This window comes from Brucella anthropi ATCC 49188, from assembly GCF_000017405.1.
Lineage (GTDB): Bacteria > Pseudomonadota > Alphaproteobacteria > Rhizobiales > Rhizobiaceae > Brucella > Brucella anthropi.
Genome location: NC_009668.1, coordinates 405,467 through 430,439, shown reverse-complemented (window position 1 = coordinate 430,439; position 24,973 = coordinate 405,467). Strand labels below are relative to the sequence as shown.

Genomic DNA, 24,973 nt, shown 5'->3' with positions numbered 1-24,973 from the left:
TAGCACCCGCATCGCAATCACTTCCAGAGCCGCTCTTATCGACCGGGTCACTGATATTGCGTGCTCGAAGCTGAAGCGGAGCGCGGAATGAGATTATTCACCAGCGCCAAACAAGCCTTCTCTCACGAACCCAAGTGGAAGTGCAGAGAGACGAGTTGATGGCGACGGAAAAACACCCTGAAACCGTTTCGCTGATCCGGTTCCACAACAAGGGGTGAAATTCAAAAATCCAGAGATTGGAAGGAGCAACCCATGGTCTCAATTACAAGTGAACGGAGTGAAGTGCAAAGCACCAATAGCCGCCTGAAATCCATCATCGGTGGCTCGACCGGCAATCTGGTCGAATGGTTCGACTGGTATGTTTACGCAGCATTCGCGCTCTATTTTGCACCGCACTTCTTCCCGTCTGAAAGCCAGACCGCGCAGCTTATGAGTGCTGCCGCAGTCTTTGCAGTCGGCTTTGTCATGCGCCCCATCGGTGCGTGGATCATGGGTATTTACGCCGACCGCAAGGGTCGCAAGGCGGGTCTTGCACTGTCCGTGACGCTGATGTGTGCAGGTTCGCTCATCATCGCACTGACGCCCGATTACCAGACCATCGGCCTCGCAGCTCCGGCCCTTCTCGTGCTCGCACGTTTGATGCAGGGCCTGTCAGTCGGCGGCGAATATGGCGCTAGCGCCACCTATCTGTCGGAAATGGCGGGCAAGGATCGTCGCGGCTTCTTCTCCTCGTTCCAGTATGTCACGCTCATTTCAGGCCAGCTTCTCGCAATCTTGCTTTTGATTGTGCTTCAGTCGACCATGGAAACCCCGGCACTGGAGGCCTGGGGCTGGCGTATTCCGTTCTTCATCGGCGCACTGCTTGCCGTTGTAGTATTCTGGCTGCGTCGCGGCCTTGCGGAAACCGAAAGCTTCAAGAACGCCAAGACCAAAGACACTCCAAAGTCCGGTTTCTGGACGCTTATCAAGCATCATCCGAAGGAAACCGCTCTCGTCATGCTTCTGACTGCCGGCGGTACGCTCGCATTCTACGCTTACTCGATCTATATGCAGAAATTTCTGGTGAATACATCCGGCTTCAGCCGTGAAGTAGCGAGCCAGATCAATGCCGTGACCCTTTTCATCTTCATGTGCCTGCAGCCCATCGCTGGCGCTTTGTCAGACAGGATTGGTCGTAAGCCATTGATGATCGCGTTCGGTGCCGCAGGTGTTCTTTTCACCTATCCGATTTTCACGACGCTGGAACAGACCCGCGACCCGATCACGGCTGGTCTGCTGGTCATGGGAGCGCTCATCATCGTCACCGGCTACACCTCCATCAACGCTGTGGTGAAGGCGGAACTTTTCCCGGCGCATATCCGTGCACTCGGCGTAGCCCTGCCCTACGCACTGGCCAACACTCTCTTCGGTGGTACTGCCGAATATGTTGCACTAAGCTTCAAGAATGGTGGCTGGGAACGCGGCTTCTACTGGTACGTCACCATCATGATCGGCATTTCCCTCATCGTTTATCTGCGTATGCGGGATACGAGCAAGGACAGCATGATCAAGGAAGACTGATACTGCCTCCCAAGCGACAAAATGCCGGACTTAACGTCCGGCATTTTTATTCCTCCTGTTGTATTGTCCGAAACCGCCCAGGGCTTTGCCCCATCCATTTATGGAAGGCGCGATAAAAGGCGCTCGGCTCACTGTAGCCAAGTTCGGCAGCCACCTCCGCCACGCTCAACCTGCTTTCCTGCAAAAGCCTTTCAGCAATAACGAACCGCAACTCATCCTTGATCGTGCCAAAGCTCTGCCCCTCCCCGCGCAGCCTGCGTCGCAAGGTCGGTACGGACATGCCAAGCCCCTTCGCGAGTTCTTCAAAAGAAGGCCAGTCTGTGATTGGCAAAGCATTCAATTGCGCGCGTACCCTTGCGGAAAGATCATTATCATGACGATAGCGGATCAGAATATTGGCGGGAGCCTCTCGTAAAAAACTGTCCAGCGCTACATCGCTGCGAATGATCGGCAGTGATAGATAGGACGACGAAAAAACCAGTCGCGTCACCGGCTGGTCGAACAGGACCGGCGCTCCGAAGAACTTGTGATAGTCCTGACGGTGGACCGGCGCCGGACAAGCAAAGTCGAGCGTCCGCAACGGAATACGTCGCCCGATCAGCCAGCAGACCACACCCATCAGGATCAGCCAATAGGCACGATAAGCAAAGGCAGGTCTCGGGTGCCCGGCATCGGTCAGAACGACATGGGCCATGCCATCGCGGATCCGCAATTCGCCCCGCGGATCATCCAGCACTACATTGAGAAACTGCAAAGCCCGTCGCAAAGCCCGTTCCAGCGTGCCAGCATGCAGCACAGCATGACAAAGCAGATTGAAGCTGCCGGGGCGCATCGGCCTTGCAGCCAGCCCAAAGAATTCGTCGTTGATCGTTTCGGCAATCAGCCACCACAAACGACCATATTCCACATTAGTGACGGGTTCTGTCACTGTCTCCGGCAAGCCGATCTTTGCCATCAGGGCAGCCGTATCCATCCCCCGGACACGCACGCTTTCGAGCGCATCCTCGACGAAGCCCGGTGCAATATTATGGCGTTCCATGGTTTCTCTATATTGCAAAATCGATCACACATTAATGCATCTAATGTCATTGTTTGCAATGCGTGACGCGTTAACCTTTAGGCATGGTTGGCCACGAGGAGGTGGCGGTCAGGGAGGTTATACTGGATGACTGAAACGTCCGTTTCAGCGCGATTGATGCGTTATGATGATGCCGTCGCGCAATTTCGCATCGAAGATGCCATTGCAAAGCTTCACGGCAATCCTGAAACAGGCATTAATGCCTGTATTGAATGCTGCGACCGGCATACGGGTGATAATCGCGTAGCCCTGCGCGCGATTACAGCCAATGGCGAACTTTCCGAATTTACCTTCGAGAACCTGCGCGATATGGCCGCTCGTGTCGGCAATGTACTGAAAGATGCAGGTGTCGGCGTTGGTGACGTGGTCGCCGGTCTGTTGCCGCGCACACCAGAACTCATTGCAACCATTCTCGGCGCATGGCGTATCGGCGCTATTTATCAGCCGCTTTTCACCGCTTTCGGCCCAAAAGCAATCGAACATCGCCTGAAAACCAGCGGCGCAAAACTGGTCGTCACCAACACGGCCAACCGCTCCAAGCTGACAGAAGTTGAAAACTGCTCCAAAGTCGCAATCGTACCGGCACCCGGCGAAGACTTGCCAGCCGGCGACATCGATTTTTGCGCGGCGGCCGCTTCTGCTTCAGTTGACTGCGCGCCGGTGCTTCGCAAGGGCAGCGATCTGTTCATGATGATGTCGACTTCCGGCACCGCTGGCCTGCCCAAAGGCGTACCGGTCCCGCTTTATGCGCTAATGGCGTTCGGTGCCTATATGCGCGAAGCCATCGGCCTGCGTTCCGACGATATTTTCTGGAATATTGCCGATCCGGGATGGGCCTATGGCCTTTATTATGCCGTGACCGGGCCATTGCAGCTTGGCATGGCAACCACGCTTTACGAAGGCGGTTTCACCGCCGAAAGCACCTACGACATTATCGAGCGTCTTGGCGTCACCAGCCTTGCCGGTTCGCCGACTGCCTTCCGTCTGTTAATGGCCGAGGGACCGGAAGCTGCGAAACGCGTCAAAGGTCGCCTGCGTGTGGTGTCGAGTGCGGGAGAACCGCTTAACCCGGAAGTCATTCGCTGGTTCGACGCATATCTTGGCGCACCGATTTACGATCATTACGGCCAGACCGAACTCGGCATGGTGGTGAATAATCATCACGGCCTTGAACATTCCGTTCGACACGGTTCGGCTGGCTATGCAATGCCCGGCTATCGCATCGCCGTTCTGGATGAACAGAGCAATGAGCTCGGTCCTAATCAGCCCGGCATTCTTGCTGTCGATGTTGCAAAATCGCCACTTCTCTGGTTTTCCGGCTATTACAAGCAGGAAACACCAGCCATTGCGGACGGTTACTATCGCACCGGAGATACAGTGGAATTCGAGCCGGATGGTTCGATCAGCTTCATAGGCCGTGCCGATGACGTTATAACATCATCAGGTTATCGCATTGGACCCTTCGATGTCGAAAGCGCCCTTCTTGAACACGCAGCCGTCAACGAAGCAGCGGTCGTCGGCGTACCTGACCCGCAACGAACGGAAATTGTGAAGGCATTCGTTATTCTTGCACCCGGTTTCGAAGGTACGCATGAACTGAAGGATGAGCTGGCGTTGCACGTGAAGAAGCGGCTCTCCGCCCATTCCTATCCGCGCGAAATCGATTTCGTGAACGAGCTCCCCAAGACACCAAGTGGAAAAATCCAACGTTTCCTCCTACGCAAGGCGGAAATCGACAAACAGCAACAGACGAAGGCCTGAGGACAAGATTATGCAGATTAAGGATCGGGTATTTCTGATTACTGGCGCAAGCTCTGGCCTCGGTGCAGCAGTTGCGAAAATGGCCGTCGATGCCGGTGGCAAAGTCATGCTTCTCGATGTGAATGCGGAAGCTGGCGAAGCGCAGGCCAAGACGCTTGGTTCGGCGGCGAACTTTCATCGCACCGACGTCACCAGCGATGCGGATGGCAAGGCTGCCATCGCGGCTGCGCTTGAGGCGTTCGGGCACGTCGATATACTCATCAATTGTGCGGGTGTGGCACCGGGCGAAAAAGTTCTCGGTCGCGACGGCGCACATAAGCTGGAAAGCTTCACGCGCGCAATTTCGATCAATCTGATTGGCACATTCAACATGCTGCGCCTTGCTGCCGAAGCCATGGCAAAGAACGAGCCCGGTGAAGGCGGAGAACGTGGCGTCATCATCAACACGGCGTCGGTTGCAGCCTTTGACGGCCAGATTGGGCAAGCTGCTTATTCCGCTTCCAAGGGCGGCGTTGCTGCCATGACCTTGCCTGTGGCGCGCGAGCTTGCGCGACATGGCATCCGCGTCATGACCATTGCGCCCGGAGTTTTCGCCACGCCGATGATGGCAGGCATGCCGCAGGAAGTGCAGGATGCCCTCGGCGCTTCCGTGCCTTTCCCGCCTCGCCTCGGTCGCCCGGACGAATATGCGGCTCTTGCCCGCCACATCGTGGAAAACCAGATGCTCAACGGTGAAGTCATCCGTCTGGATGGCGCACTTCGCATGGCAGCAAAGTAACGAGGAACAATCATGTCCAACAGCGATCCTATTGTCATTGTCGGTGCTTCCCGTACTCCCATGGGCGGCTTTCAGGGCGATTTTGCCAACGCCCAGGCGACCGATCTTGGTGCCGCCGCCATTCGCGGCGCACTTGCGGGCGCGGGTCTTGCACCGGAAGCGGTCGAAGATGTCTATATGGGCTGTGTTCTGCCTGCCGGTCAGGGGCAGGCTCCGGCACGTCAGGCCTCAATCAAAGCCGAATTGCCGGTTTCAACCGGCGCGACGACGGTCAACAAGATGTGCGGCTCAGGCATGAAGGCAACCATGCTGGCGCACGATCTGCTGCTGGCAGGTTCTGCCGATGTCATCGTGTCCGGCGGCATGGAGAGCATGACGAACTCCCCCTATCTGCTGCCAAAGGCACGTGGTGGGTATCGTATGGGACACGGCCAGATTATCGACCATATGTTCCTCGATGGGCTTGAAGATGCCTATGACAAAGGTCGTCTGATGGGCACCTTTGCCGAAGACTGCGCGGAAGCCTACCAGTTTACTCGCGAAGCTCAGGATGAGTTCGCCATTGCCTCTCTGACACGTGCGCAGAATGCTATCACGAACGGCCTTTTCGCTGCCGAAATTACCCCCGTTTCAGTGAAAGCTGGACGTAACGAAGTTGAAATTTCCATTGATGAGCAGCCCGGCAAGGCGAAACTGGACAAAATTCCCACCCTTCGCCCGGCATTTCGTGATGGCGGCACCGTGACGGCTGCCAATTCCTCCTCGATTTCGGACGGGGCGGCAGCCCTTGTTCTCATGCGTGCTTCCGAAGCGGAAAAGCGCGGCCTCACCCCACGTGCGGTTCTGGTCGGCCATGCGACCCATGCCGACAAGCCGAATCTCTACCCGACCGCCCCGATCGGCGCCATAAACAAGCTTTCAGCGAAAATCGGCTGGAACCTGAAAGATGTCGATCTCTTTGAGATCAATGAAGCTTTTGCGGTCGTAACCATGGCGGCCATGCGTGATCTTGATCTACCGCACGACAAAGTCAACATTCATGGTGGCGCCTGCGCCCTTGGCCACCCCATCGGCGCGTCAGGGGCGCGCATACTTGTCACCCTGCTTTCAGCCCTCGAAACCCATGGTCTGAAGCGCGGTGTTGCTGGCATATGTCTGGGCGGCGGCGAAGCGACTGCGGTTGGTATCGAGAGGATCGTCTGATGCTCTTGAGCGATACGCAGGAGCAGATTCGCGACGCCGCCCGGCAGTTCGCGCAGGAACGGCTCGCGCCGGGCGCCGCCGCACGTGACAGGGAGCACGCTTTTCCACGCGCCGAGCTCGCGGAAATGGGCGAGCTTGGTTTTCTCGGAATGCTGGTGCCGGAAGAATGGGGTGGTTCCAATCTCGGTACGGTTGCCTACGCTCTGGCGCTGGAAGAGATTGCTGCTGGCGATGGGGCATGTTCGACCATCGTTTCAGTCCACTCATCCGTCGGCTGCGTTCCGATCCTGCGCTTCGGCACCGAAGAACAGAAAAAACGTTTTTTGCCCAAGATGGCTTCAGGCGAATGGATTGGCGGGTTCGCGTTGACCGAACCACAGGCCGGCTCGGATGCGTCTGCGCTCAAAACCCGTGCACGCCGCGACGGCGATCATTATGTGATCGATGGCTCCAAGCAGTTCATCACATCAGGCAAGAACGGCAGCGTGGTGATCGTGTTTGCCGTTACCGATCCATCGGCAGGCAAGAAAGGCATTTCGGCTTTCATCGTGCCGACCGATACTCCGGGCTACGAGGTTGTTTCCGTCGAGCACAAGCTCGGCCAGCATTCGTCGGATACCTGTGCGCTCGCTTTCACCAACATGCGCATCCCAGTAGAGAACCGACTGGGCGATGAGGGCCAGGGCTACAAAATCGCGCTTGCCAATCTGGAAGGCGGACGCATCGGCATTGCGGCGCAATCAGTCGGTATGGCTCGCGCAGCGTTCGAAGCTGCATGTGCTTACGCCAAAGAGCGCATTACATTCGGCAAGCCCATTATCGAACATCAGGCTGTCTCTTTCAGGCTCGCCGACATGGCAACGAAGATTGAGACAGCCCGTCAGATGGTTCTCCATGCAGCTGCGCTGCGCGAGGCGGGCAAACCTTGCTTGACCGAAGCATCAATGGCCAAACTCGTCGCCTCCAAAATGGCCGAACAGGTCTGCTCCGCCGCGATTCAGATTCATGGCGGCTACGGTTACCTTGCTGATTATCCGGTTGAGCGCATTTATCGCGATGTTCGCGTGTGCCAGATTTACGAAGGCACCAGCGACGTACAGCGTCTCGTTATAGCGCGAGGATTGTGACGGTCACCTGCGATAGTGTTTGCAAGTCACGGTGAAAATCGGCCAAAAGATCGCGTGCGGATACGAGGTCTATCCGCATGCAGAATGTGAGGTCCGATGACTGTTCGCCCGATTGTAAGCTATCCGGATAAACGACTGCGCGCTGTTGCCGAGCCAGTCACCCAATTCGACAGCGATTTGCAGGAACTAGGCACCGATCTTCTCGATACAATGCGCGCAGCACCGGGCATCGGTATCACCGCGCCACATGTCGGCATATCGAAACGTTTGGTGGTTTTAGAACTACCTACCGAGCTAACCCCGAAATTCTATGTGAATCCGGAAATAGTCTGGGCTTCGGACGAAAAAATCCATCATCAGGAAGGTAGCGTTTCGATGCCGGGCGTAGTCGACGACGTCGAGCGCCACGCCCGCATCAAAATTCGCTATCAAGACCTGAGTGGCACCGAGCAAACCGAGGAATCGGAAGGCTTGCTCGCAGTTTGCCATCAGCACGAAATAGACCAGCTCGATGGTATTTTCTGGATTCAGCGCCTTTCGCGATTGCGTCGAGACCGCCTCATCAAACGTTTTGAGAAATCACAGCGCCAGAGATAGTTGGCGCTGCGAAATACACTCAATAGAGCAAACGGGCCCGGATTGTGCCGGGAATTTCGCGAATGGCTTGCAAAACCGTTTCGCTGGCCTCACCGACGCCGTCTGCTTCCATCACAAGATAACCCACTTCGCCATCGGTTTGCAGAAACTGACTGGCGATGTTGATGTTATGCGTCGAGAAAACATTCACGAGGCTGTTGAGGATGCCCGGGCGGTTTTCATGCACGTGCATGAAGCGCGTACCCGTGGGACGCGGCGGCAGTTGGACTTGCGGGAAGTTGACAGCGCCCAGCGTGGAACCGACATCGGAATATTCGACCAGTTTTCTGGTGACTTCCAAACCGATACGTTCCTGCGCTTCTTCTGTCGATCCGCCGATGTGCGGTGTGAGAATGACGTTCTCCAGCCCCTGAATCGGGGAGACAAACCTGTCGTTGTTGGAGGCTGGTTCAACCGGGAACACGTCAATGGCAGCGCCTGCAAGGTGACCTTCCTGCAGAACCTTCGCCAGAGCCTCCAGATCGACAACCGTACCGCGCGCATTGTTGATGAGAAAGGCTCCCTTCTTCATCTTGCGCAGTTTCGCTTCGGTAATCAGCTTCGAAGTCGACTTGTTGGACGGCACGTGCAGGCTGACGACATCCGAAATCTTCAGCAGCTCATCGAGGCTCGCAGCCGGTTTGACATTGCCATATTGCAGCTTGTCGGAAGTATCGAAGTAGCGCACAGTCATGCCGAGGCTTTCGGCCAGATTGCCGACCTGCGAACCGATATTGCCATAACCGATAATACCAAGCGTCTTGCCGCGCACTTCGCGGCTGCCGTTTGCCGTTTTGTCCCAACCGCCTGCATGTGCGGAGACGGAGCGTGGGAAAATCCGGCGCATCAGCATGATGATTTCGCCAATCACCAGTTCTGCGACCGAACGGGTATTCGAAAATGGTGCATTGAAGACCGGAATGCCGCGCTTGCGTGCAGCTTTCAGCTCAACCTGATTAGTCCCAACCGAGAAGCAACCGACTGCGATCAGGCGGTTAGCCGCAGCAAAAATCTCTTCAGTCAGCTGCGTCCGCGAACGAATTCCGACGATATGTGCAGACGAAATCGCTTCAATCAGATCGGCTTTATCCAGCGCCTTCGGCAGATGCGTGACATTGGTGTAACCGGAGGCTTTGAAGTAATCGACGGCCGTTTGATTGATGCCCTCCAGTAGAAGAACATTGATGCGGTCGCGTGCGAGAGAGAGACGTTCAGTCATTTTGGGGATTTCCAGGCTGTAACAGCAGATAGTCGGTTTACGACATGAATGAACGCACAGCCGTCGTCAACAGGATGGACTGAAAGATTTTACCCCGATTGCAGATTCATGAAGAAAGTGAACGGAGCAGTGTCTTTTCAGAAACCTGAGCGGGCCTATCTGAATATCATGGCACATTACGAAAGCTTGCATTTGACTCATCTGCCAGCCGAGCCAAAGATGTCCTTAATGATAGCAACCAGAGGAATGCTCCCGATGAGTGAAACGATCACCCTTGATACGCATGAAGCCATTCGGGACTGGGTGGCCGCTCGCAATGGAAACCCGGCTTTTGTCAGCACTTCCATAGACCCCGATGCAGTGCCCGTTTTGCGAATTGTTTTCGAACCGGAATTCGTCGCCGATGTCGAACGACCCTTGGATGCTGGCGGTCTTGAGGTCGTGGAATGGGAAGACTGGTTTCGCGTGTTCGATCAGGAAAAACTGGTCATGCTGGTAGCCCACTCAAAGCCGGGAAAACTTGATAATTTCTACCAGATCCTCCCGTCCTGATTGCTATTTAGACAATCATTTAATGCCTGTCAGGTGGGCCGGCTTCGAACCAGCCCGCCTGATTGACAATTCAGCTTTTCAGTTTCTTGCCGACGATTTCTGCGACCAGAGCCAGTGAAATGGCGCCCGCGTCGGGATGGCCAATGCTCTTTTCTGCCAACGGTCTTGCCCGACCGAGTTTCGGAGTAAGTGGAGCTGTCGCTTCCGCAGCCACCTTGGCGACTTCAGCGGCTTGTTTCCATGCATCAGCAAGTGGTTTGCCCGATGCAAATGCGTTTTCGAGCGTTTCCACGAAAGGCACAAACGCATCCACCAATGTCTTGTCGCCGGGTTTCGCGCGGCCGAGGGTTGTTACGGCATCAAGCGCGCGCCTGCCACCGCGAACGACTGCACCATCATCAATGTTGCCATTATCGGAGAGCTCCGCACTCCACGAGCGCAACAGAAGTCCCCACAGTGCTCCGGATGTTCCTCCCGCCCGATCTGCCCAGGCATCGCCTGCAACAGCCAATACGCTTGCGGTCCCGGCCCCAGCCTTGACGGCCTGATCAGCTGAATCTTTTGCAGCTGCAGAGCCGCGTCGCATGCCCTGACCGTGATCACCGTCGCCGGCGAAGGCATCGATGCGGCCCAGTTCTTCTTCAGCCTCGACCAACACGTCTGCGACGGCGTGCAAAATTCCCTGAATGCAAACGCCACCAGCACGCCCGGCTTCATCCGCCTTAGCGAAATCGGGGGCTGCATCCTCGTTGGCAATGACATTGTTTGCAGGCTCGACTGCAATCGCTTCGCCGCGACGTAGAACCGGAGTATCGCAAGCTGCTGTCCAGTAGCGCTCGAGTTCGTCATCGAGCCAAAGAAGGGTCAGTGAACAACCTTGCATATCTAGGCTGGTGACAAATTCACCCGCTTCCGGAGCGACAACGTCAAGACCAGCTTTTTCCAGCAGCGACGCGATCGCCGTCCACAGGACAAACAGTTCTTCGTATTTGGTCGCACCGAGGCCATTCAGGATAACGCCAACTTTTTGCGTTCCTTTTGGACGTTCCGCAAGAAGTTTCTCCACCAGCAGGCTTGCCAGACCGGAGGCAGGCAGGATCGCCTCCTCCTTGATCCCCGGTTCGCCGTGAATGCCGAGACCAAGCGCCATCTGGCCTTCCGGTACGGTAAAGAGCGGGTGCGACGCGCCCGGCAAGGTGCAGCCTTTGAAGGCAACGCCGAAGGAGACAGTGTTCGCGTTCGCGTGGCGTGACAGCCGTTCGACTTCGTCCAGTGACAGACCGGCTTCGGCAGCCGCACCCGCAATCTTGAACACAACCAGATCGCCAGCAATGCCGCGTCGCTTTTCATGCATATCCGCCGGAGCGCTAGCCACATCGTCGGTTACGGGTACGATGCGGACATCAATACCTTCGGCACGCAGACGTTCGGCGGCAACACCGAAATTAAGAACGTCTCCGGCGTAATTGCCAAATCCCAGCAGAATACCGCCGCCCTTGTGCGCCTGTCGGCAAACGCGCGCCACTGCCGCAGTGGAAGGCGAAGCAAATACGTCACCAGCAACTGCTGCATCCGCGAAGCCCGGCCCGACGTAACCAGCAAATGCCGGGTAATGACCCGAGCCACCTCCGACAACCACAGCAACTTTGCCTTGAGGCACCTTTGTGGAACGAACAACGCCGCCACGCACGTGGCGAACATAGCGGTTATAGATATTGGCAAACCCGGCAAGAGCGGTCGAGGCAAACTCCTCCGGCGCGTCGAAAATCGTCGTCATTGAAACAGTCCTTGGTCTGGGTCATTAGCCGCGTGGCAGGATGCGGCGCAGGTAGTCACGATTTGTAGCCGAAACGGAGAGCCCGTCGCCACCATAATGTTCGCATAAGAAGGGGCTGGCAAAACCGTGATCCAGCGCCATCCTGATAGCCGTACGATAGTTGATGATCCCGCTTTCAAGGGGAGCTGGATGCGTGACGGTCACACCGGATGCTGGGTCTTCCGTACGGGTGTAATTCTTGACGTGCCAGAACTTTGCGTAAGGCGCTACCTTCTCCATCATCTTCTGCCAATGTTCGACCGGACGGTGCAGACGGATGAGATTACCTAGATCGGCATTGATCCCGACATTGTCGAGCCCCACGTCCTCGACAAAACGGACCGAGCTGTCCGCAGTGCCGAGATAGGTATCCTCGTACATTTCAAGCGACAGCTCTATATCAAGCTCCTCCGCATGGCGGCCGAGTTCACGAATTCGCTCAACAGCCTTGTTCCACACAACCGGATCGTCCGGGTTCTTAGCACCATCGACCGTCCAGAACCACAATGCCTGTTTTTGAACGTCCGTCAGCGGTTCGAAAAGCCCGAAGGAAACGCAGCTCGCGCCAATTTCCTTAGCGGTGTCGATAACCCTGTGACCATAAGCCAGATATTCGTCGCCGTGTTGTGCGTCGATCACGCTGCGTCGCGACGTCGAAATTGCAGGAATAGTAAAGCCGAGCGATTTGACGACCGCCATAAATTCACTGAGACGGACGGATGACAAGTCAGCCAGTCGCAGCCAGCTGTCAGTTGGATCGAGTTCGGTAAACCCTGCATCCGCAACATCGGACAAAGTGCGAACCCAATCTTCTGCCGACTGATCCTGCACCGAACTGCCATCCGGCAGCATGTTGGGATACTGGATCATCGCTGCTGCAATTGGCCAGGTTTCGCGTGTCCATTTGGAAGTCGTCTGTTGCAACTTACATTCCTGTTCTTTTGCGTGATCCATCGACATCAGGCCACGTTGCCGTTACCGGAGGGAATTTCGGGTTTCCGGTTCCGCAGTTTGCCAATGCCCCAGAAGATGGCGGGTGAAACAAGCAGGAAGACGCCGAGCGTCATCAACGATGCAACCAGGCCATTCGACCAGAATATCGAAAGCTGACCGCTGGACATCATCATCGACTGGCGGAATGCATCTTCTGCCTTGTCTCCGAGAACCATGGCGAGAACCAACGGTGCCAGCGGATAGTCGAGTTTCTTGAAGATATAGCCCAGCACGCCAAATGCGATCACCAGCCAGACGTCGGTTATCGAGTTGGCGACCTGATAAGCGCCGGAGAAAATGACCGCAACAATGATCGGTCCGATGATCGAGAACGGCACGCGCAGAATAGATGCGTAGAGCGGCACGGTCGCAATGACCAGAATAACGGCGACGATATTACCGAGATACATGGATGCAATCAGGCCCCAAACAAAATCCGGGCGATCCGTGAACAATGTCGGGCCAGGAGTGAGACCCCAGATCATCAGGCCACCCATCATCACGGCAGCGGTAGCCGAACCCGGAACACCAAGTGCCAGCATGGGGAGAAGCGCAGATGTACCGGCAGAATGGTCAGCGGTTTCCGGAGCCACGATACCGCGCGGGTCTCCCTTGCCGAACTTCGATTTATCGCGGGCGGAACGACGAGCCACGCCATAGCTCATAAAGGATGCAGCCGTTGGCCCGGCGGGCGTTATGCCCATCCAGATACCGATCAGCGTTGAGCGTGCAAGCGTGAACCAGTAGCGTGGCATTTCAAGAAGCGTGCGCCCGATCTCACCGAGGCGCACCCGTGCCTTGATGCCATCAAAGCGCAGCCCCTCCTCCGTCGTCAGCAACAGTTCGCCGATCCCGAACAGGCCCATCACTGCAATCAGGAAGGAGATACCCTTGATGAGTTCCGGTATTTCGAATGTCAGGCGCAAATTGCCGGAGATCGTGTCCATGCCTACCGAAGCAAAGGCAAAACCGATCATCATGGAAACGAGCGTCTTGAAGGGCGATTGAGCGCCCATGGATATGAAGCTGGCAAAAGCCAGAAAATAAACAGCGAAATACTCTGGCGATGAAAATCGCAGGGCGAAATTGGCAACCCAACTAGAGAGCAGTGTAATCATCACCACACCAGCCAGCGCGCCGATGCCAGCCGAAACGAATGCCAGAGTCAGGGCGCGGCTCGCATGTCCGGCCTTCGCCATCGGATATCCATCGAAAGTGGTGGCAACGGACGAAGGCTCGCCCGGAATATTGAAAAGAATGGACGTGGTTGATCCACCGAACAATGCCCCCCAATACATACAGGACAACAGAATGATCGCGGAGATGGGGTCCATTGTAAAAGTCAGTGGCAAAAGCAGGGAAACACCATTGGGCGCACCCAATCCAGGCAGGACACCAACCAGAATTCCAAGCGTCACACCCAGCATCATCAGCAAAACATGATTGAAACTGAGTATGTGGGCAAAGCCATCCATCAGGAGACTGAAGTTTTCCATGTCTTTCCTCCCAAGACATCGGACTTTCCGGTATCAATAAATGCCGAAGAAAGCCTCCACCGGACCTTTAAGGAGCGGAACCTTGAAGCCGATTTCAAAAATGACGAAAAAGAAGAGGGAAACGGCAATACCCGCTGGCAATGAAGCCCTCCACTTGTAGCGCCCCTGAAACATCATCGCTGCAGCGATATAGAGCGCGGTACCGACATATAGTCCGAGAACCGTCGATATGGCAGCGAAGGCAACCAGCGGCAAGGCGAAACCGAGAACAGGTTTCAACCGACAGAGTTCAACGAATACTTCTCCACTACCACGATGTTTTACAAATGCCAGAACGAGATTGACCGCGCTTCCGAACATGATCAGTAGCCCGATGTAGAACGGAAAATAACCTGCATCCGGCCCCATTTCCGTCCAGCCTATACCAGCCTGTAGTGAGCCATAACAGACCACCGCTCCCAACCCACCCGTCAAAAGAGCTACGCTCGCCTCGACGATGAAGCGGGAAATTCCGGCCTCGCCTTTGTCACTCATTGGATAAGCTCCTTCAATGAATGGTGCAGACGCCGGCGGCGTCTGCACAAATGCACGAAACGTCAGTTGGCAAGCCAGCCTTCACGCTTCAGCACGGCCGTTACCGCTGTTTCATCGTTCTTGATAAAGGATGAGAGTTCATTACCGCTCATATAGGCGGCAGATTGCGAACTATCGGCAAGATACTTCGCCCATTCAGGTGTTTCGGCAACCTTCTTGAGTACGCCTGCATAGTAATCAACGACGTCCTGATCAACGCCCGCAGGAAGCCATACAGTACGCGGCATGGCGTAATTTTCGATTGTAATCCCCGCTTCCTTGCAGGTTGGGATGTCGCTCCACCCCATATCGCCAGCAATCTTGCCGTCACCTTTGAGCTTTTCGCCCTTGAAGACGCAAAGCGGCTTCACCATGCCTGCCTGCCATTGGCCAAGATTCTCGCTGGGATTGTTGACGTTGGCAGCAATGTGCTCGCCCGCGAGCTGGACGGCAGCTTCGCCACCGCTTTTGAACGGGATGTAGCCGAGTTTCGAGCCCGTGGCATCGTTGATCATGGATGTCAAAATCTGGTCAACGTCCTTGGACTGGCTGCCGCCAACCTTCAGGCCCGCATCATCTTTCGCCTTGGCGATGAACTCTGCGGCTGTCTTGAATTCAGACTTTCCGTTGACCCAAAGAATGAATTCATCCGAAGCCAGTGCCGAAACTGGGACCAGATCTGCCGATTTATAAGGAACCTTTGCGCGCACCGGCAAAAGATAGGCGTTGTTCGTGCCGAAAGCGAGCTTGTATGGATCGCCCTTATAGCCGGCAGTGTAGACAAAACCTTCTGCTCCGCCCGCGCTGCCCTTGTTTGTGACGACGATTGGCGCACTCATCAGGTCATACTTGCCGATGATCGACTGGATCGTACGCGCGAAAATATCCGTGCCGCCGCCCGGTCCTGCAGTCACGACAAACTCCACCGGCCGTGTCGGCTCGAATGCCAGAGCGGATGATGCGATTATTGCCACTCCTGCTGCCAGGCAGGCAATGTGCAAAGACTTCTTCATGGTCTATCCTCCCAGTTAAGCGGCATGGGCCTCCCCCCATGCCGATAGTGTCAAAATGACGAAAATCAGGCAGCGTCTGAAAGTGCTGCTGCTCTTTTCGCCATTCGTGCCGCGAGCAGGATCGCTTCGCGCGTGGCTCCCACGTCGGCGATGCCCTTTCCAGCAATATCGTAGGCTGTTCCATGGGCCGGCGTGCAAAGCGGGAATGGCAATCCGCCCATCATTGTCACACCTTTGTCGAAGCCCATCAGCTTCATCGCGATCTGACCCTGATCGTGATACATGGTCAGCACCGCCTGAAAATCATCTTTCAGCGCACGCAGGAACACTGTGTCAGCCGGGAACGGGCCATCGACGTCGAAACCCTTGGCCTTCGCTGCCCTTACTGCAGGCTCGATAATGTCGATTTCTTCCATGCCAAAGCTGCCACCATCACCGGCATGTGGGTTGAGCCCGGCCACTGCAATCTTCGGATTGTCGTATCCCGCTTTCTTCAGGCACACCCAAGCCAGTTCCAGCTCGGCGAGAATTCCTTCAACAGTCAGGGTCGAGGCTACATCCTTGAGCGGAATATGCGACGTCACGCGCGCGTTCCAGACTTTCTCCAGAACGTTGAACTCACGCACCTTGCCTGTGAAGCTCAGCACATCGGCAACAAAGCGGATTTCGTCGTCGTAACCCGGATAGGCAAACCGCATCGCCTGCTTGTTGAACGGCGTAAAACAAACAGCCTGCGCATGTCCAGCATCGGCAAATTTCAGTGCGGTACGAAAGTTCTGGGTTGCGAAAGTTCCGCCAACCAGCGTGGCTTCGCTACGCACAACATCCTTCGGATCGAGATTCTTCAAGTCAACGAAGACGTGTTTGCCGACCGGCATGTTAGGCGCATTTTCGAGGTTGGCATCCGGCAAATCAAGCTTAACACCTGCGATATACGCACCTTCGTCCAGAATGCGGCGATCACCGAAGACGATGATATGCGCTTCTTTTCTGACATCCGGCAAAGCGAGCAGACGGGCTGTCAGCTCTGGACTGACACCAGCTGGATCCCCCATTGCAAGCGCGATCACGCTCGGTTCAGCGCCAGTAACGGACATTAGCATCCTCCTCGTCTGCATTCTGTATGCAGCATTCATAAGATGGTCTTCCGTACGGCGCAAGCATTTTGTATTCTGTATGCAGCATTTTATGTTGACGGTTGAAAGCGGGCCAGCCATCTTCGCCTCAATTGGTGCGATGAGGATTCGAAACCACTCTTTGAGAAAAAGGCCGATGGACGAAATTCAGAAAACCGGGCAAGCCGACAACGGCTCACAAGCGTTCCGCCGCACGGCCTTGCACGATATGCTCGTCAACCATCTGCGCGACATGATTATCGAAGGGCAGCTGGAACCCGGCACGCGCCTGCATGAAGGCCAGCTCGGAGAACAACTCGGTGTGTCCCGGACACCGTTGCGTGAGGCGATCAAGTATCTGGCCAGCGAGGGACTCGTCGAGCTTGTTCCAAGCCGCGGCGCTATTGTGAAACGGTTCAGTGCAGCTGATGTCAGGGACATGCTCACCGTCCTGCGTACTCTGGAAGAACTTGCTGGGAAACTCGCCTGCGAGCTTGCGACCGACAAGGAAATCGCCGAGGTTCGTTCGCTGCACGATGAAATGATCGAACGCTACAAGCATGCTGACCGACTGCAATATTACAAACTGAACCAGCAGATTCATCTTGCCATCGTTCATCTTGCCAAGAACCCCACGCTGGCTGACATTCACCAGATGCTGCAGACGAGATTGAAGCGGATCCGTTTCGTCGGCCACGAAGGCGCCGAGAAATGGGCGGCGGCTGTATCTGAGCACCAAGAAATGATCGAGGCGCTGGAAGCCCGCGACGCAACCCGACTGTCTGAAGTATTGGGACGCCATTTGACCAAGGCATGGGAGCGCGTACGCGACTCGATGTAAAGGCAATCAGGTGGGTAGTTCTATCTGTTTATCACTATCAGTCAGATTATCGTTTGATCGAAAACATCGGATGGGTTCTAACTCAATGGAGCCGGATCGCGTTATAAATCAGGGCGGGATCATTTTCGCTTATCCGATGCATTGGTACAGACTATGGAACTAAAATGGCTGGAAGATTTCGTCAGCCTCGCGGAACACAGGAGCTACTCCCGTGCTGCAGGTGACCGCAATATCACGCAGTCCGCTCTCAGTAAGCGCATCAAGCAACTGGAAGACTGGGTTGGTCTGCCACTAATCGATCGCTCATCCAACCCGATATGCCTGACAAAGGCAGGAGAATGCTTTCTTCCGCGGGCACAAGATGCTCTCGAAATGCTGCTCAGTGCTCGCAAGAGTGTCAGCGACGGCTACAGCGCAACGTGGGAAATCATTTCTTTCGCAACACTCAACACGCTGTCGCTCACATTCTTCCCGCATTGGATGGCACAGATTGAAGCTTCTGGGGCTTCATTCCGCGCCCGTTTTGCCGATCCGCATTCATCGTTCGTCGGTAATATCTCCACACTCGTCAGCGGGCATTGCGACTTCTTCCTGACTTATGCGCATCCGGCTGTTCCGCAGATGGACGATCTTGGCGGTTATCCGTTTTTGGCACTGGGCACCGAGAGGGTCATCCCTGTATCCGCTCCTGCGCCGAATGGACAGGCCCTGCATAGCCTGAAGGAAAAGTCGCTACCGATCGACTTCCTCAGCTATCGTGGCAACTCGTTCTTTTCTCTCGCTCTGCCCTGGCTGTTTGAGAAACATGGTTTCGAATTGAACACGGTTTACGAAAACGGAATGTCTGTTGCGCTCAAGGCAATGGCGGTCTCCGGACACGGTGTTGCATGGATACCGGAAAGCCTTGTCGACGATGAATTGAAGCGCGGCGTGCTGGTCCGCGCCGGTGAAACAAACACCGATCTGTTGATCGAAATCCGTGTTTACCGAACACCCCAATTCAGGAACAAACAGGCGGAACTCTTCTGGCGCCGCGCCTCACAACTGGTTTCCCAGAAAAGTGGCCACAACGCCGGAAGTCTTGCGCCGAGTTAAAACATCAAGGCCGCGTGAAAAGTGCCGCAACAGCTTTCAGGTTCTCTGCATCGTCAAGACCGCGCAAATCCAAATAGATCTTATCTGCGACCGGAATCGCCGCACAACAATCCAGAAATTTCCGCGTCCGATCATCGGCATTGAAAGGTTGCTGCAGAGTACCAACAGCGAAGCTGCGCGACGCCTGCAAAACACGTCCGTTTTTCAGTGTAACGGTTGCGACATGCGGCAGCTTTTCCGCTGATACCCGTTCTTCCTCTATCGAATAACTTCGCATGGCGATAACATCGAGCAGTGGATCGTCCCGGAAAGCAACCACAGCCTCTGGGGTGAAATCTGCAAGTGCAAGATAGCCCTGCCGCAAGGCGCGTGCGACGCAATATTGCATTGAGAAGCGTGCCTGCATCTGGTCGGTCGGCTGCGTATATGCGAGATTGCGATAATTCGCGATCCCGACCAAAGAGTCTACAGCCACAACATCCTCGGCATCAAACCCGTGCTCTTCCTTAAGATCAAGCAATGAGTCGACGATCATATGGGTGGACCCACAGCAAGGGTGCCGTTTCGGCATGACACCGGCCGTTTCAATCACATGCGCCTTGTCGATGAGGATATCTTCGATATTCCAGCTGAGACGTGGGTCACCAGCGAATAGCTCACGAATACCTTGCTCCCCTTCCAGAATATCGGGCCGTGCCTCCATTCCAGCTTTTGCGAGCAATGCAGCCTCAACAGCATTGCGCGCGGCCATGCCCGCATGAAACGGCTTGATCAGCGTGCCGAACTGACCTTTCGTGCCGGATGCGAAACTGGCAGCGATAGTAATCGCCTGTGCGGTCGCCTGGATGTCGAGACCAAGCATTTGAGCCGTGGCGACAGCAGTGCCAATACTCCCCACCGTTGAGGTGCCATGCCAGCCAGCTGTGTAATGTGCCTGTCCCAGGCCGTTGCCTACCAGCGCCTGCGCCTGCAGTCCTGCCAGATAGGCGTCGATCAGACGCCCCCCTGCGGTTTCATCTAGATCGGCCAACGCCAGGATAGCAGGCACGATCACCGCCGAAGCATGGCTCATGCCGGGCAGAAAATTATCGTCGAAATCGAGCGCATGTGCTGCTGTACCATTGACCAGCGCAGCGAACATCGGGCTGCCTGTTCCTCCCGCAACCGACAAAGCAGTTCCACCAGCGCTGAATTCTGCAAAGGCTTTCACAACGCTTTGCGTGCTGACGTCGTCGCGGCCTGCCACCATACAGGCCAAGGTATCTAAAATGGCGTCACGCGCCAGTTCCCGCGCATTGGTGCTCAACACTGGCTTTGCGCATGCTGAAGCTATCGCGAGTGCGACCGTCATTTCCTCCCGCGGCATGATTTCACCCCTGAAATGCGTCGAGAATGAGCTTCAAAAGACGCCCGAACTTGTGTCGATTGAGCTGGCGCCCAGCAATGTCAGTATCCACGCGATGCACGATCACCATGTCAAGGGCAGGCAAGACAACGCAGAAATGGCCACCTGCACCGAAGCCTGCATAGCTGCCTTTCGGTGTCACCACACCGGGGAAGAACACACCGTCTCGCTCCAGCCACCACATATAGCCATAAGCGCCACGTGCACCAGCATGAGAGTAAGGCATCACACATTCCTGCGCCCACCCATCAGGTAGAACGGATGCACCATTCCAGCGGCCATTGCGCAGATAAAGCTGGCCGAAGCGGGCCAGATCACGTGTGGACAGACGGAACGGGTAGGCGGCGTGCCGGCTTTCCGTAAAGCGATCATGCCAGCCATCCGGCTTGTCACCATCCAGTCTGAAATCTTCAAGCCCGAGCGGTTTTGCGATACGCTCATCGAAAGCTTGGGGTACGGTCTTGCTGGTCAACTGCTCGAAAATAGTGCCGAGCACATTGAAATCCCAGTTGTTGTAACACCAGAAGGTACCCGGCGCATGGGAGTGGCGCTTTTCCTTGATCATCCGCATCCATGGCGTCTCGTAGCCCGCGGGATGATAGACGCCGGAACGCGCGGTCAGGAGATCATAAACCGTCGCCTGCTTCTCGACTTCACTCAAGCCTTCATTGTCATCAATACCTAGCTGTTCCAGCGTCAGGCTAAGATCAATGGTGCCATCGACCACATCCTGCCCCATCAGTGCGGCAAGGATGCTCTTGCGAATGGAATGGCAGAGATATTTGTGTGTGATGTCACCATATGTGTGAACGATCTTGTTACCTTGGACGATTATCAACGCATCGGTTTCCTGTTGGTACGCGCAAGTATCAACAGCACGAAGTCCAGCTTCCGACCAACCCGCCGCGGCAGGACTCTTCAAACGTTCCCATTCCTGTCCCGGATTAGCCGCCGAATGATAGTTCATACCCGTATTTCCCCAGCCTGATTATGTGCGACGGCTTCCACGCTGGCCTGCAGGAATTCCTGCGTATATTCAGCCTTGGCACGCAAATGACGAAGATCGTCTGCCGTCAGTTCTTCCAGAATGATGCCCTTGTGCATGACCCCGACACGCTCGCAGATATGCGCCACTACGGCGAGGTCGTGCGAAACCATGAGATAGGTGAGATTGCGCTCGCGGCGCAGTACCTTGAGCAGATTGAGAATTTCCGCCTGCACGGAAACATCAAGCGCGGATGTCGGTTCATCGAGAAGCAGCACATCCGGCTCGATGATAAGCGCACGCGCTATTGCGACGCGCTGACGCTGACCACCGGACAATTCATGCGGATAGCGATAAAGGAAACTTGGGCCGAGACCGACCGCTTGCAATACGTCACGAATACGCTCGTCTTTGCGATCCATGTCGTGAATGGCAAGCGATTCCGCCAACACCTTGTGCACCTGCTTGCGCGGGTGCAGCGAAGCATAGGGGTCCTGAAACACCATCTGCACACGACGGAAAAACGCTTTGTCGCGCTCGCCGCCCATCTTCTGTTCATCAAAAACGAAGTTGCCTTGATGGTGCGGGATGAGGCCTGCGAGAGCGCGCAGGATCGTGGATTTGCCACAACCGGATTCACCGATCAGGCCATAGGCCGCGCCGCGCTCGATATGAAACTTTACCTTCCTGACGACAGTGGCGCGCTTGCGCCCTTTGCCGAAGCTGATGGAAAGGTCCGAGACATCCACAAATGGAGAGTTGGCGGCATGTGTCATGAGTTTTCTCCCACCAGCGTCGGCTCGGTGAGCCAGCTTTTGTCGCGTTCGGGCACCTTCAGCATATCGACCGGCTGATCCAGCCGAGGAAGACTTGCCAGAAGCGCCTGAGTGTAGGGATGACGCGCCTTGTGCAGGTCCTTGGCCGGCAGATCTTCCATGATGCGCCCCGCATACATAACCAGTACCCGGTCGCAGAAGTCCGCCACCAGGTTGAGGTCATGGCTGATGAACATCAACCCAGTGCCTGAACGGCTGACCAATTCATCGAGCACAGTCAAAACCTGACGCCGCACAGTCACGTCGAGCGCGGAGGTCGGTTCGTCAGCAATAATCATGTCCGGTTCAGGGATCAGCATCATGGCGATCATCACACGCTGGCCCATGCCACCGGAAATCTCATGCGGGAACAGACGCATGACACGCTCGGGATCGCGTATATGCACGGCCTCCAGCATGGCAATTGTCTTCTGTCGTGCCGCCGCCGATTTCACCCGATGGTGTAGCCGATAGGCCTCCATGATTTGATCACCGATACGGATCAGCGGGTTGAGCGAATATTTCGGGTCCTGAAGGATCATCGAAATGCGGTTGCCACGTACACCGCGCATCTGACGTTCGCTGGCCGACAGCAGGTCTATCTCACCGAAACGCAGGCTCTTGGCGCGGATTTGTGCCGCCTTTGGTGTCAGCTTGAGGATCGAGCGCCCAGTCATCGATTTGCCGGAGCCGGATTCGCCTACAATGCCAACCTTTTCACGACCAATGGAAAAACTGATACCACGAACGACATCGATATTGCGGTCAACGCCGGGAAACGACACCCACAGATCGTCAACTTCAAGCAATGGTTTTGTCATCGATCTTATCCGTTTCTGGGGTCGAGAACGTCGCGCAAACCGTCGCCGAACAAGTTGAAGGCGAGGCTCGCGATCAAGATTGCAGTGCCGGGTACAGCAGCAAGCCACCACGAGGTCATCATGAATTCGCGACCACTGGAAAGCATCGCGCCCCATTCCGGGCTTGGCGGCTGTGCGCCAAGACCGAGAAAGCCAAGGCCGGCGGCCGTCAGAATGATCGAAGACATGTTGAGCGTAATGCGGATCACCACCGACGGAATGCACATCGGCACGACATGTTTCGTAATTACCCGCATCGTGGAAGCCCCCTGCAGACGAATGGCGGCCACATAGTCAGACGAGCGGATGGTCAGTGTTTCGGCACGTGCAAGACGGGCTATCGGTGGCCATGCGGCGAGCGAAATGGCGATAACGGCATTTTCGATGCCTGGCCCAAGCGCTGCAGCAAAGGACAGCGCGAGCACGAGACTAGGAAAAGCAAGAAAGATATCGACAATACGCATCAGTGCCGTATCAACCCAGCCGCCCATATAGCCTGCGGTGGTGCCAACGACGAGACCAATAGGCGCAGCGATGACAGCAGTCAGCGTCACGATGTAAAGCGTGATGCGCGAGCCATAGACAAGGCGGCTGAAAATATCGCGCCCCAGTTCGTCCGTACCAAAGAAATGCCCCCATGACGGTGGTTGAAGCCGGTTAGCGAGATTGTTGGCACCAATGTCGTGCGTCGCGATGAGAGGCGCAAAAATAGCTACCAGTACCAAAAGCACGATTACGGCCAGACCGAACACGGCGGACGTATTGGCCATCAGCTTGAACCAGGAACGGCGTAACTGCTGGATATTGGCCTGAAAGGCAGAAGTAGGCACGGGGGCAGTCAGCCAACCCCGCAGAGAATTGGAAGTTTGGGCCGACGATGTGCTGGTGTGGGTGTTCATCGGCAGTGTCCTATCGTGTGCGAGGATCAAAAACGCGATACAGAAGATCGCTGATCAGGTTGATACCAACAAACAGGATGCCGACAATCAGCGTGCAGCCGACCACCGCGTTCATGTCACCCGCCAGAAGCGCATTGGTGAGATAGCGCCCAAAGCCCGGCCATGCGAACACCGTTTCGGTCAGCACCGCACCTTCCAGCAGGAACGCATAGGACAACGCCACCACCGTCACGACCTGAACCGCAACATTGCGGAATGCATGACCCCAAACGGTACGCGCCCAGGACAACCCCTTGACGCGCGCAGTGATAATATATTCCTGATTGAGCTGCTCGATCATGAAGCCACGCGTCATGCGGCTGATGTAAGCCATTGAGCCAAACGCGAGGATCAGGGCCGGCATGATGATATGGCTTATAGCGTTCCAAAATGCATCCCACTGCCCCTGCATTGCGCTGTCGAGAAGCAAGAAGCCGGTCGTCGGTTCGACGGAATATTCGTAGATGAAGTCGATCCGCCCCGGCCCACCGATCCAACCCAACGTGGCATAGAAGATCAGCAGTGCCATCAGACCGAGCCAGAAGTTCGGCGTAGAATAGCCAAGCAAACTGACCATACGCACGACATGGTCCAGCGGCGAATTGCGATACATGGCAGAGAAAACACCAAGCGGAATACCAAGCGTGGTGCCGATGACGATAGCCACGGTCGCCAGTTCGATGGTGGCTGGGAAGACGCGTGCAATATCTTCCAGTACCGGACGACCGGAAGTCAGCGCGTTGCCAAAATCGAACATAAGCGCATTCTTGAGGTATAGGCCGTATTGCACGATCAACGGCTGGTCGAGACCCAACTTACGATACATCGTGTCATAGGCTTCTTGGGAAACATTGTCCCCCAGCATGGCAATAACCGGATCGAGCGGCAAAAGGCGGCTGATGAAAAAGGTCAGTGTGACCAATCCCAGAAGCGTAATCGCCACTGAAATGATCAGGCGCACTGTGGCGGCGAGAAACTGAAGCACCGGACCGGCTTCCCTGTCGCGGTCCACCTCCTCCACGTCGTCCATGATTTCGTGCGTCGTCATCTGCAAATTCCCGAAAGAGAAAAACGGGATGCCGGGCCAGGATCGCACTGCGAGCCACAAGCGGTC

23 protein-coding genes are annotated in these 24,973 nt (G+C 55.7%); 9 read left to right on the top strand and 14 right to left on the bottom strand.

The features are described 5' to 3' along the window. Positions 1 to 252 precede the first annotated feature (252 nt). Complete coding sequence (locus OANT_RS16090; RefSeq protein WP_012092554.1) at positions 253 to 1,560, top strand: MFS transporter; 1,308 nt, start codon at positions 253 to 255, stop codon at positions 1,558 to 1,560. A gap of 46 nt (positions 1,561 to 1,606) precedes the next feature. On the opposite strand, the gene OANT_RS16085 is transcribed toward OANT_RS16090, so the two are convergent. Continuing rightward, entirely contained in the window at positions 1,607 to 2,599 is a 993-nt protein-coding gene (locus OANT_RS16085; RefSeq protein ID WP_012092553.1) for an AraC family transcriptional regulator, read from the bottom strand. A gap of 126 nt (positions 2,600 to 2,725) precedes the next feature. Here OANT_RS16085 and OANT_RS16080 point away from each other — a divergent pair, with 126 nt between their 5' ends. The 5 genes from OANT_RS16080 (at position 2,726) to OANT_RS16060 (ending at position 8,104) form a co-directional block, all read left to right on the top strand. Beyond that, a complete protein-coding gene (locus OANT_RS16080) occupies positions 2,726 to 4,399 on the top strand; it encodes an acyl-CoA synthetase (RefSeq protein ID WP_012092552.1) in 1,674 nt (557 codons plus the stop codon). A 10-nt stretch (positions 4,400 to 4,409) separates the two neighbouring features. Continuing rightward, on the top strand, positions 4,410 to 5,177 hold the full coding sequence (locus OANT_RS16075; RefSeq protein ID WP_012092551.1) for a 3-hydroxyacyl-CoA dehydrogenase: 768 nt from the start codon (positions 4,410 to 4,412) through the stop codon (positions 5,175 to 5,177). Between the two features lie 12 nt (positions 5,178 to 5,189). Beyond that, on the top strand, positions 5,190 to 6,380 hold the full coding sequence (locus tag OANT_RS16070) for an acetyl-CoA C-acyltransferase (RefSeq protein ID WP_012092550.1): 1,191 nt from the start codon (positions 5,190 to 5,192) through the stop codon (positions 6,378 to 6,380). Continuing rightward, a complete protein-coding gene (locus OANT_RS16065) occupies positions 6,380 to 7,507 on the top strand; it encodes an acyl-CoA dehydrogenase family protein (RefSeq protein ID WP_012092549.1) in 1,128 nt (375 codons plus the stop codon). Before OANT_RS16070 ends, OANT_RS16065 begins: the two co-directional genes overlap by 1 nt. Positions 7,508 to 7,603: 96 nt before the next feature. Beyond that, positions 7,604 to 8,104 (top strand): peptide deformylase, encoded by a 501-nt coding sequence (locus tag OANT_RS16060; protein ID WP_012092548.1) that lies wholly within the window; start codon positions 7,604 to 7,606, stop codon positions 8,102 to 8,104. Between the two features lie 19 nt (positions 8,105 to 8,123). Here OANT_RS16060 and serA read toward each other — a convergent pair whose 3' ends face one another. Next, complete coding sequence (serA, locus tag OANT_RS16055) at positions 8,124 to 9,362, bottom strand: phosphoglycerate dehydrogenase (RefSeq protein WP_012092547.1); 1,239 nt, start codon at positions 9,360 to 9,362, stop codon at positions 8,124 to 8,126. Between the two features lie 255 nt (positions 9,363 to 9,617). On the opposite strand from serA, the gene OANT_RS16050 reads away from it, so the two are divergent. Continuing rightward, positions 9,618 to 9,914, top strand: a complete 297-nt coding sequence (locus OANT_RS16050) for a hypothetical protein (RefSeq protein WP_010661735.1) — start codon at positions 9,618 to 9,620, stop codon at positions 9,912 to 9,914. 70 nt (positions 9,915 to 9,984) lie between these two features. On the opposite strand, the gene OANT_RS16045 is transcribed toward OANT_RS16050, so the two are convergent. The 6 genes from OANT_RS16045 to OANT_RS16020 all read right to left on the bottom strand — a co-directional run bounded on the left by OANT_RS16045 (position 9,985) and on the right by OANT_RS16020 (position 16,902). Beyond that, complete coding sequence (locus OANT_RS16045) at positions 9,985 to 11,691, bottom strand: dihydroxyacetone kinase family protein (protein ID WP_012092546.1); 1,707 nt, start codon at positions 11,689 to 11,691, stop codon at positions 9,985 to 9,987. A gap of 24 nt (positions 11,692 to 11,715) precedes the next feature. Beyond that, the gene (locus tag OANT_RS16040; protein ID WP_012092545.1) at positions 11,716 to 12,690 is read right to left on the bottom strand and encodes a sugar phosphate isomerase/epimerase family protein; all 975 of its coding nucleotides are present in this window, start codon (positions 12,688 to 12,690) and stop codon (positions 11,716 to 11,718) included. Then, positions 12,690 to 14,219 carry a tripartite tricarboxylate transporter permease gene (locus OANT_RS16035; RefSeq protein WP_012092544.1) on the bottom strand — a complete coding sequence of 510 codons (1,530 nt, stop codon included), beginning with the start codon at positions 14,217 to 14,219 and terminating at the stop codon, positions 12,690 to 12,692. The genes OANT_RS16040 and OANT_RS16035 overlap by 1 nt, the downstream gene beginning before the upstream one ends. 33 nt (positions 14,220 to 14,252) lie before the next feature. Continuing rightward, positions 14,253 to 14,753 carry a tripartite tricarboxylate transporter TctB family protein gene (locus tag OANT_RS16030; RefSeq protein WP_012092543.1) on the bottom strand — a complete coding sequence of 167 codons (501 nt, stop codon included), beginning with the start codon at positions 14,751 to 14,753 and terminating at the stop codon, positions 14,253 to 14,255. 62 nt (positions 14,754 to 14,815) lie between these two features. Beyond that, entirely contained in the window at positions 14,816 to 15,805 is a 990-nt protein-coding gene (locus OANT_RS16025; RefSeq protein WP_010661730.1) for a Bug family tripartite tricarboxylate transporter substrate binding protein, read from the bottom strand. A gap of 65 nt (positions 15,806 to 15,870) precedes the next feature. Beyond that, positions 15,871 to 16,902: a 4-hydroxythreonine-4-phosphate dehydrogenase PdxA gene (locus OANT_RS16020; protein WP_012092542.1), complete on the bottom strand. Its 1,032-nt coding sequence runs from the start codon at positions 16,900 to 16,902 to the stop codon at positions 15,871 to 15,873. A 175-nt stretch (positions 16,903 to 17,077) separates the two neighbouring features. Here OANT_RS16020 and OANT_RS16015 point away from each other — a divergent pair, with 175 nt between their 5' ends. Together OANT_RS16015 and OANT_RS16010 are read left to right on the top strand one after the other, a co-directional pair. Continuing rightward, a complete protein-coding gene (locus tag OANT_RS16015) occupies positions 17,078 to 17,761 on the top strand; it encodes a GntR family transcriptional regulator (protein WP_040128426.1) in 684 nt (227 codons plus the stop codon). 153 nt (positions 17,762 to 17,914) lie between these two features. Next, positions 17,915 to 18,856, top strand: coding sequence for a LysR family transcriptional regulator (locus OANT_RS16010; protein ID WP_012092540.1), 942 nt, complete (start codon positions 17,915 to 17,917; stop codon positions 18,854 to 18,856). A gap of 4 nt (positions 18,857 to 18,860) precedes the next feature. On the opposite strand, the gene OANT_RS16005 is transcribed toward OANT_RS16010, so the two are convergent. From OANT_RS16005 to OANT_RS15980, 6 genes are read right to left on the bottom strand one after another with little or no spacing between them, the layout of a single operon-like run. Beyond that, positions 18,861 to 20,222 carry an MmgE/PrpD family protein gene (locus OANT_RS16005; RefSeq protein WP_012092539.1) on the bottom strand — a complete coding sequence of 454 codons (1,362 nt, stop codon included), beginning with the start codon at positions 20,220 to 20,222 and terminating at the stop codon, positions 18,861 to 18,863. A 4-nt stretch (positions 20,223 to 20,226) separates the two neighbouring features. Beyond that, the gene (locus tag OANT_RS16000) at positions 20,227 to 21,228 is read right to left on the bottom strand and encodes a serine hydrolase domain-containing protein (protein WP_012092538.1); all 1,002 of its coding nucleotides are present in this window, start codon (positions 21,226 to 21,228) and stop codon (positions 20,227 to 20,229) included. Beyond that, positions 21,225 to 22,022, bottom strand: coding sequence for an ABC transporter ATP-binding protein (locus OANT_RS15995; protein ID WP_012092537.1), 798 nt, complete (start codon positions 22,020 to 22,022; stop codon positions 21,225 to 21,227). Before OANT_RS15995 ends, OANT_RS16000 begins: the two co-directional genes overlap by 4 nt. After that, entirely contained in the window at positions 22,019 to 22,882 is an 864-nt protein-coding gene (locus OANT_RS15990) for an ABC transporter ATP-binding protein (protein ID WP_012092536.1), read from the bottom strand. The genes OANT_RS15995 and OANT_RS15990 overlap by 4 nt, the downstream gene beginning before the upstream one ends. Before the next feature lie 5 nt (positions 22,883 to 22,887). After that, the gene (gene nikC, locus OANT_RS15985; protein ID WP_012092535.1) at positions 22,888 to 23,820 is read right to left on the bottom strand and encodes a nickel transporter permease; all 933 of its coding nucleotides are present in this window, start codon (positions 23,818 to 23,820) and stop codon (positions 22,888 to 22,890) included. Positions 23,821 to 23,830: 10 nt separating this feature from the next. Then, positions 23,831 to 24,907, bottom strand: coding sequence for an ABC transporter permease (locus OANT_RS15980; protein ID WP_012092534.1), 1,077 nt, complete (start codon positions 24,905 to 24,907; stop codon positions 23,831 to 23,833). Positions 24,908 to 24,973 lie beyond the last annotated feature (66 nt).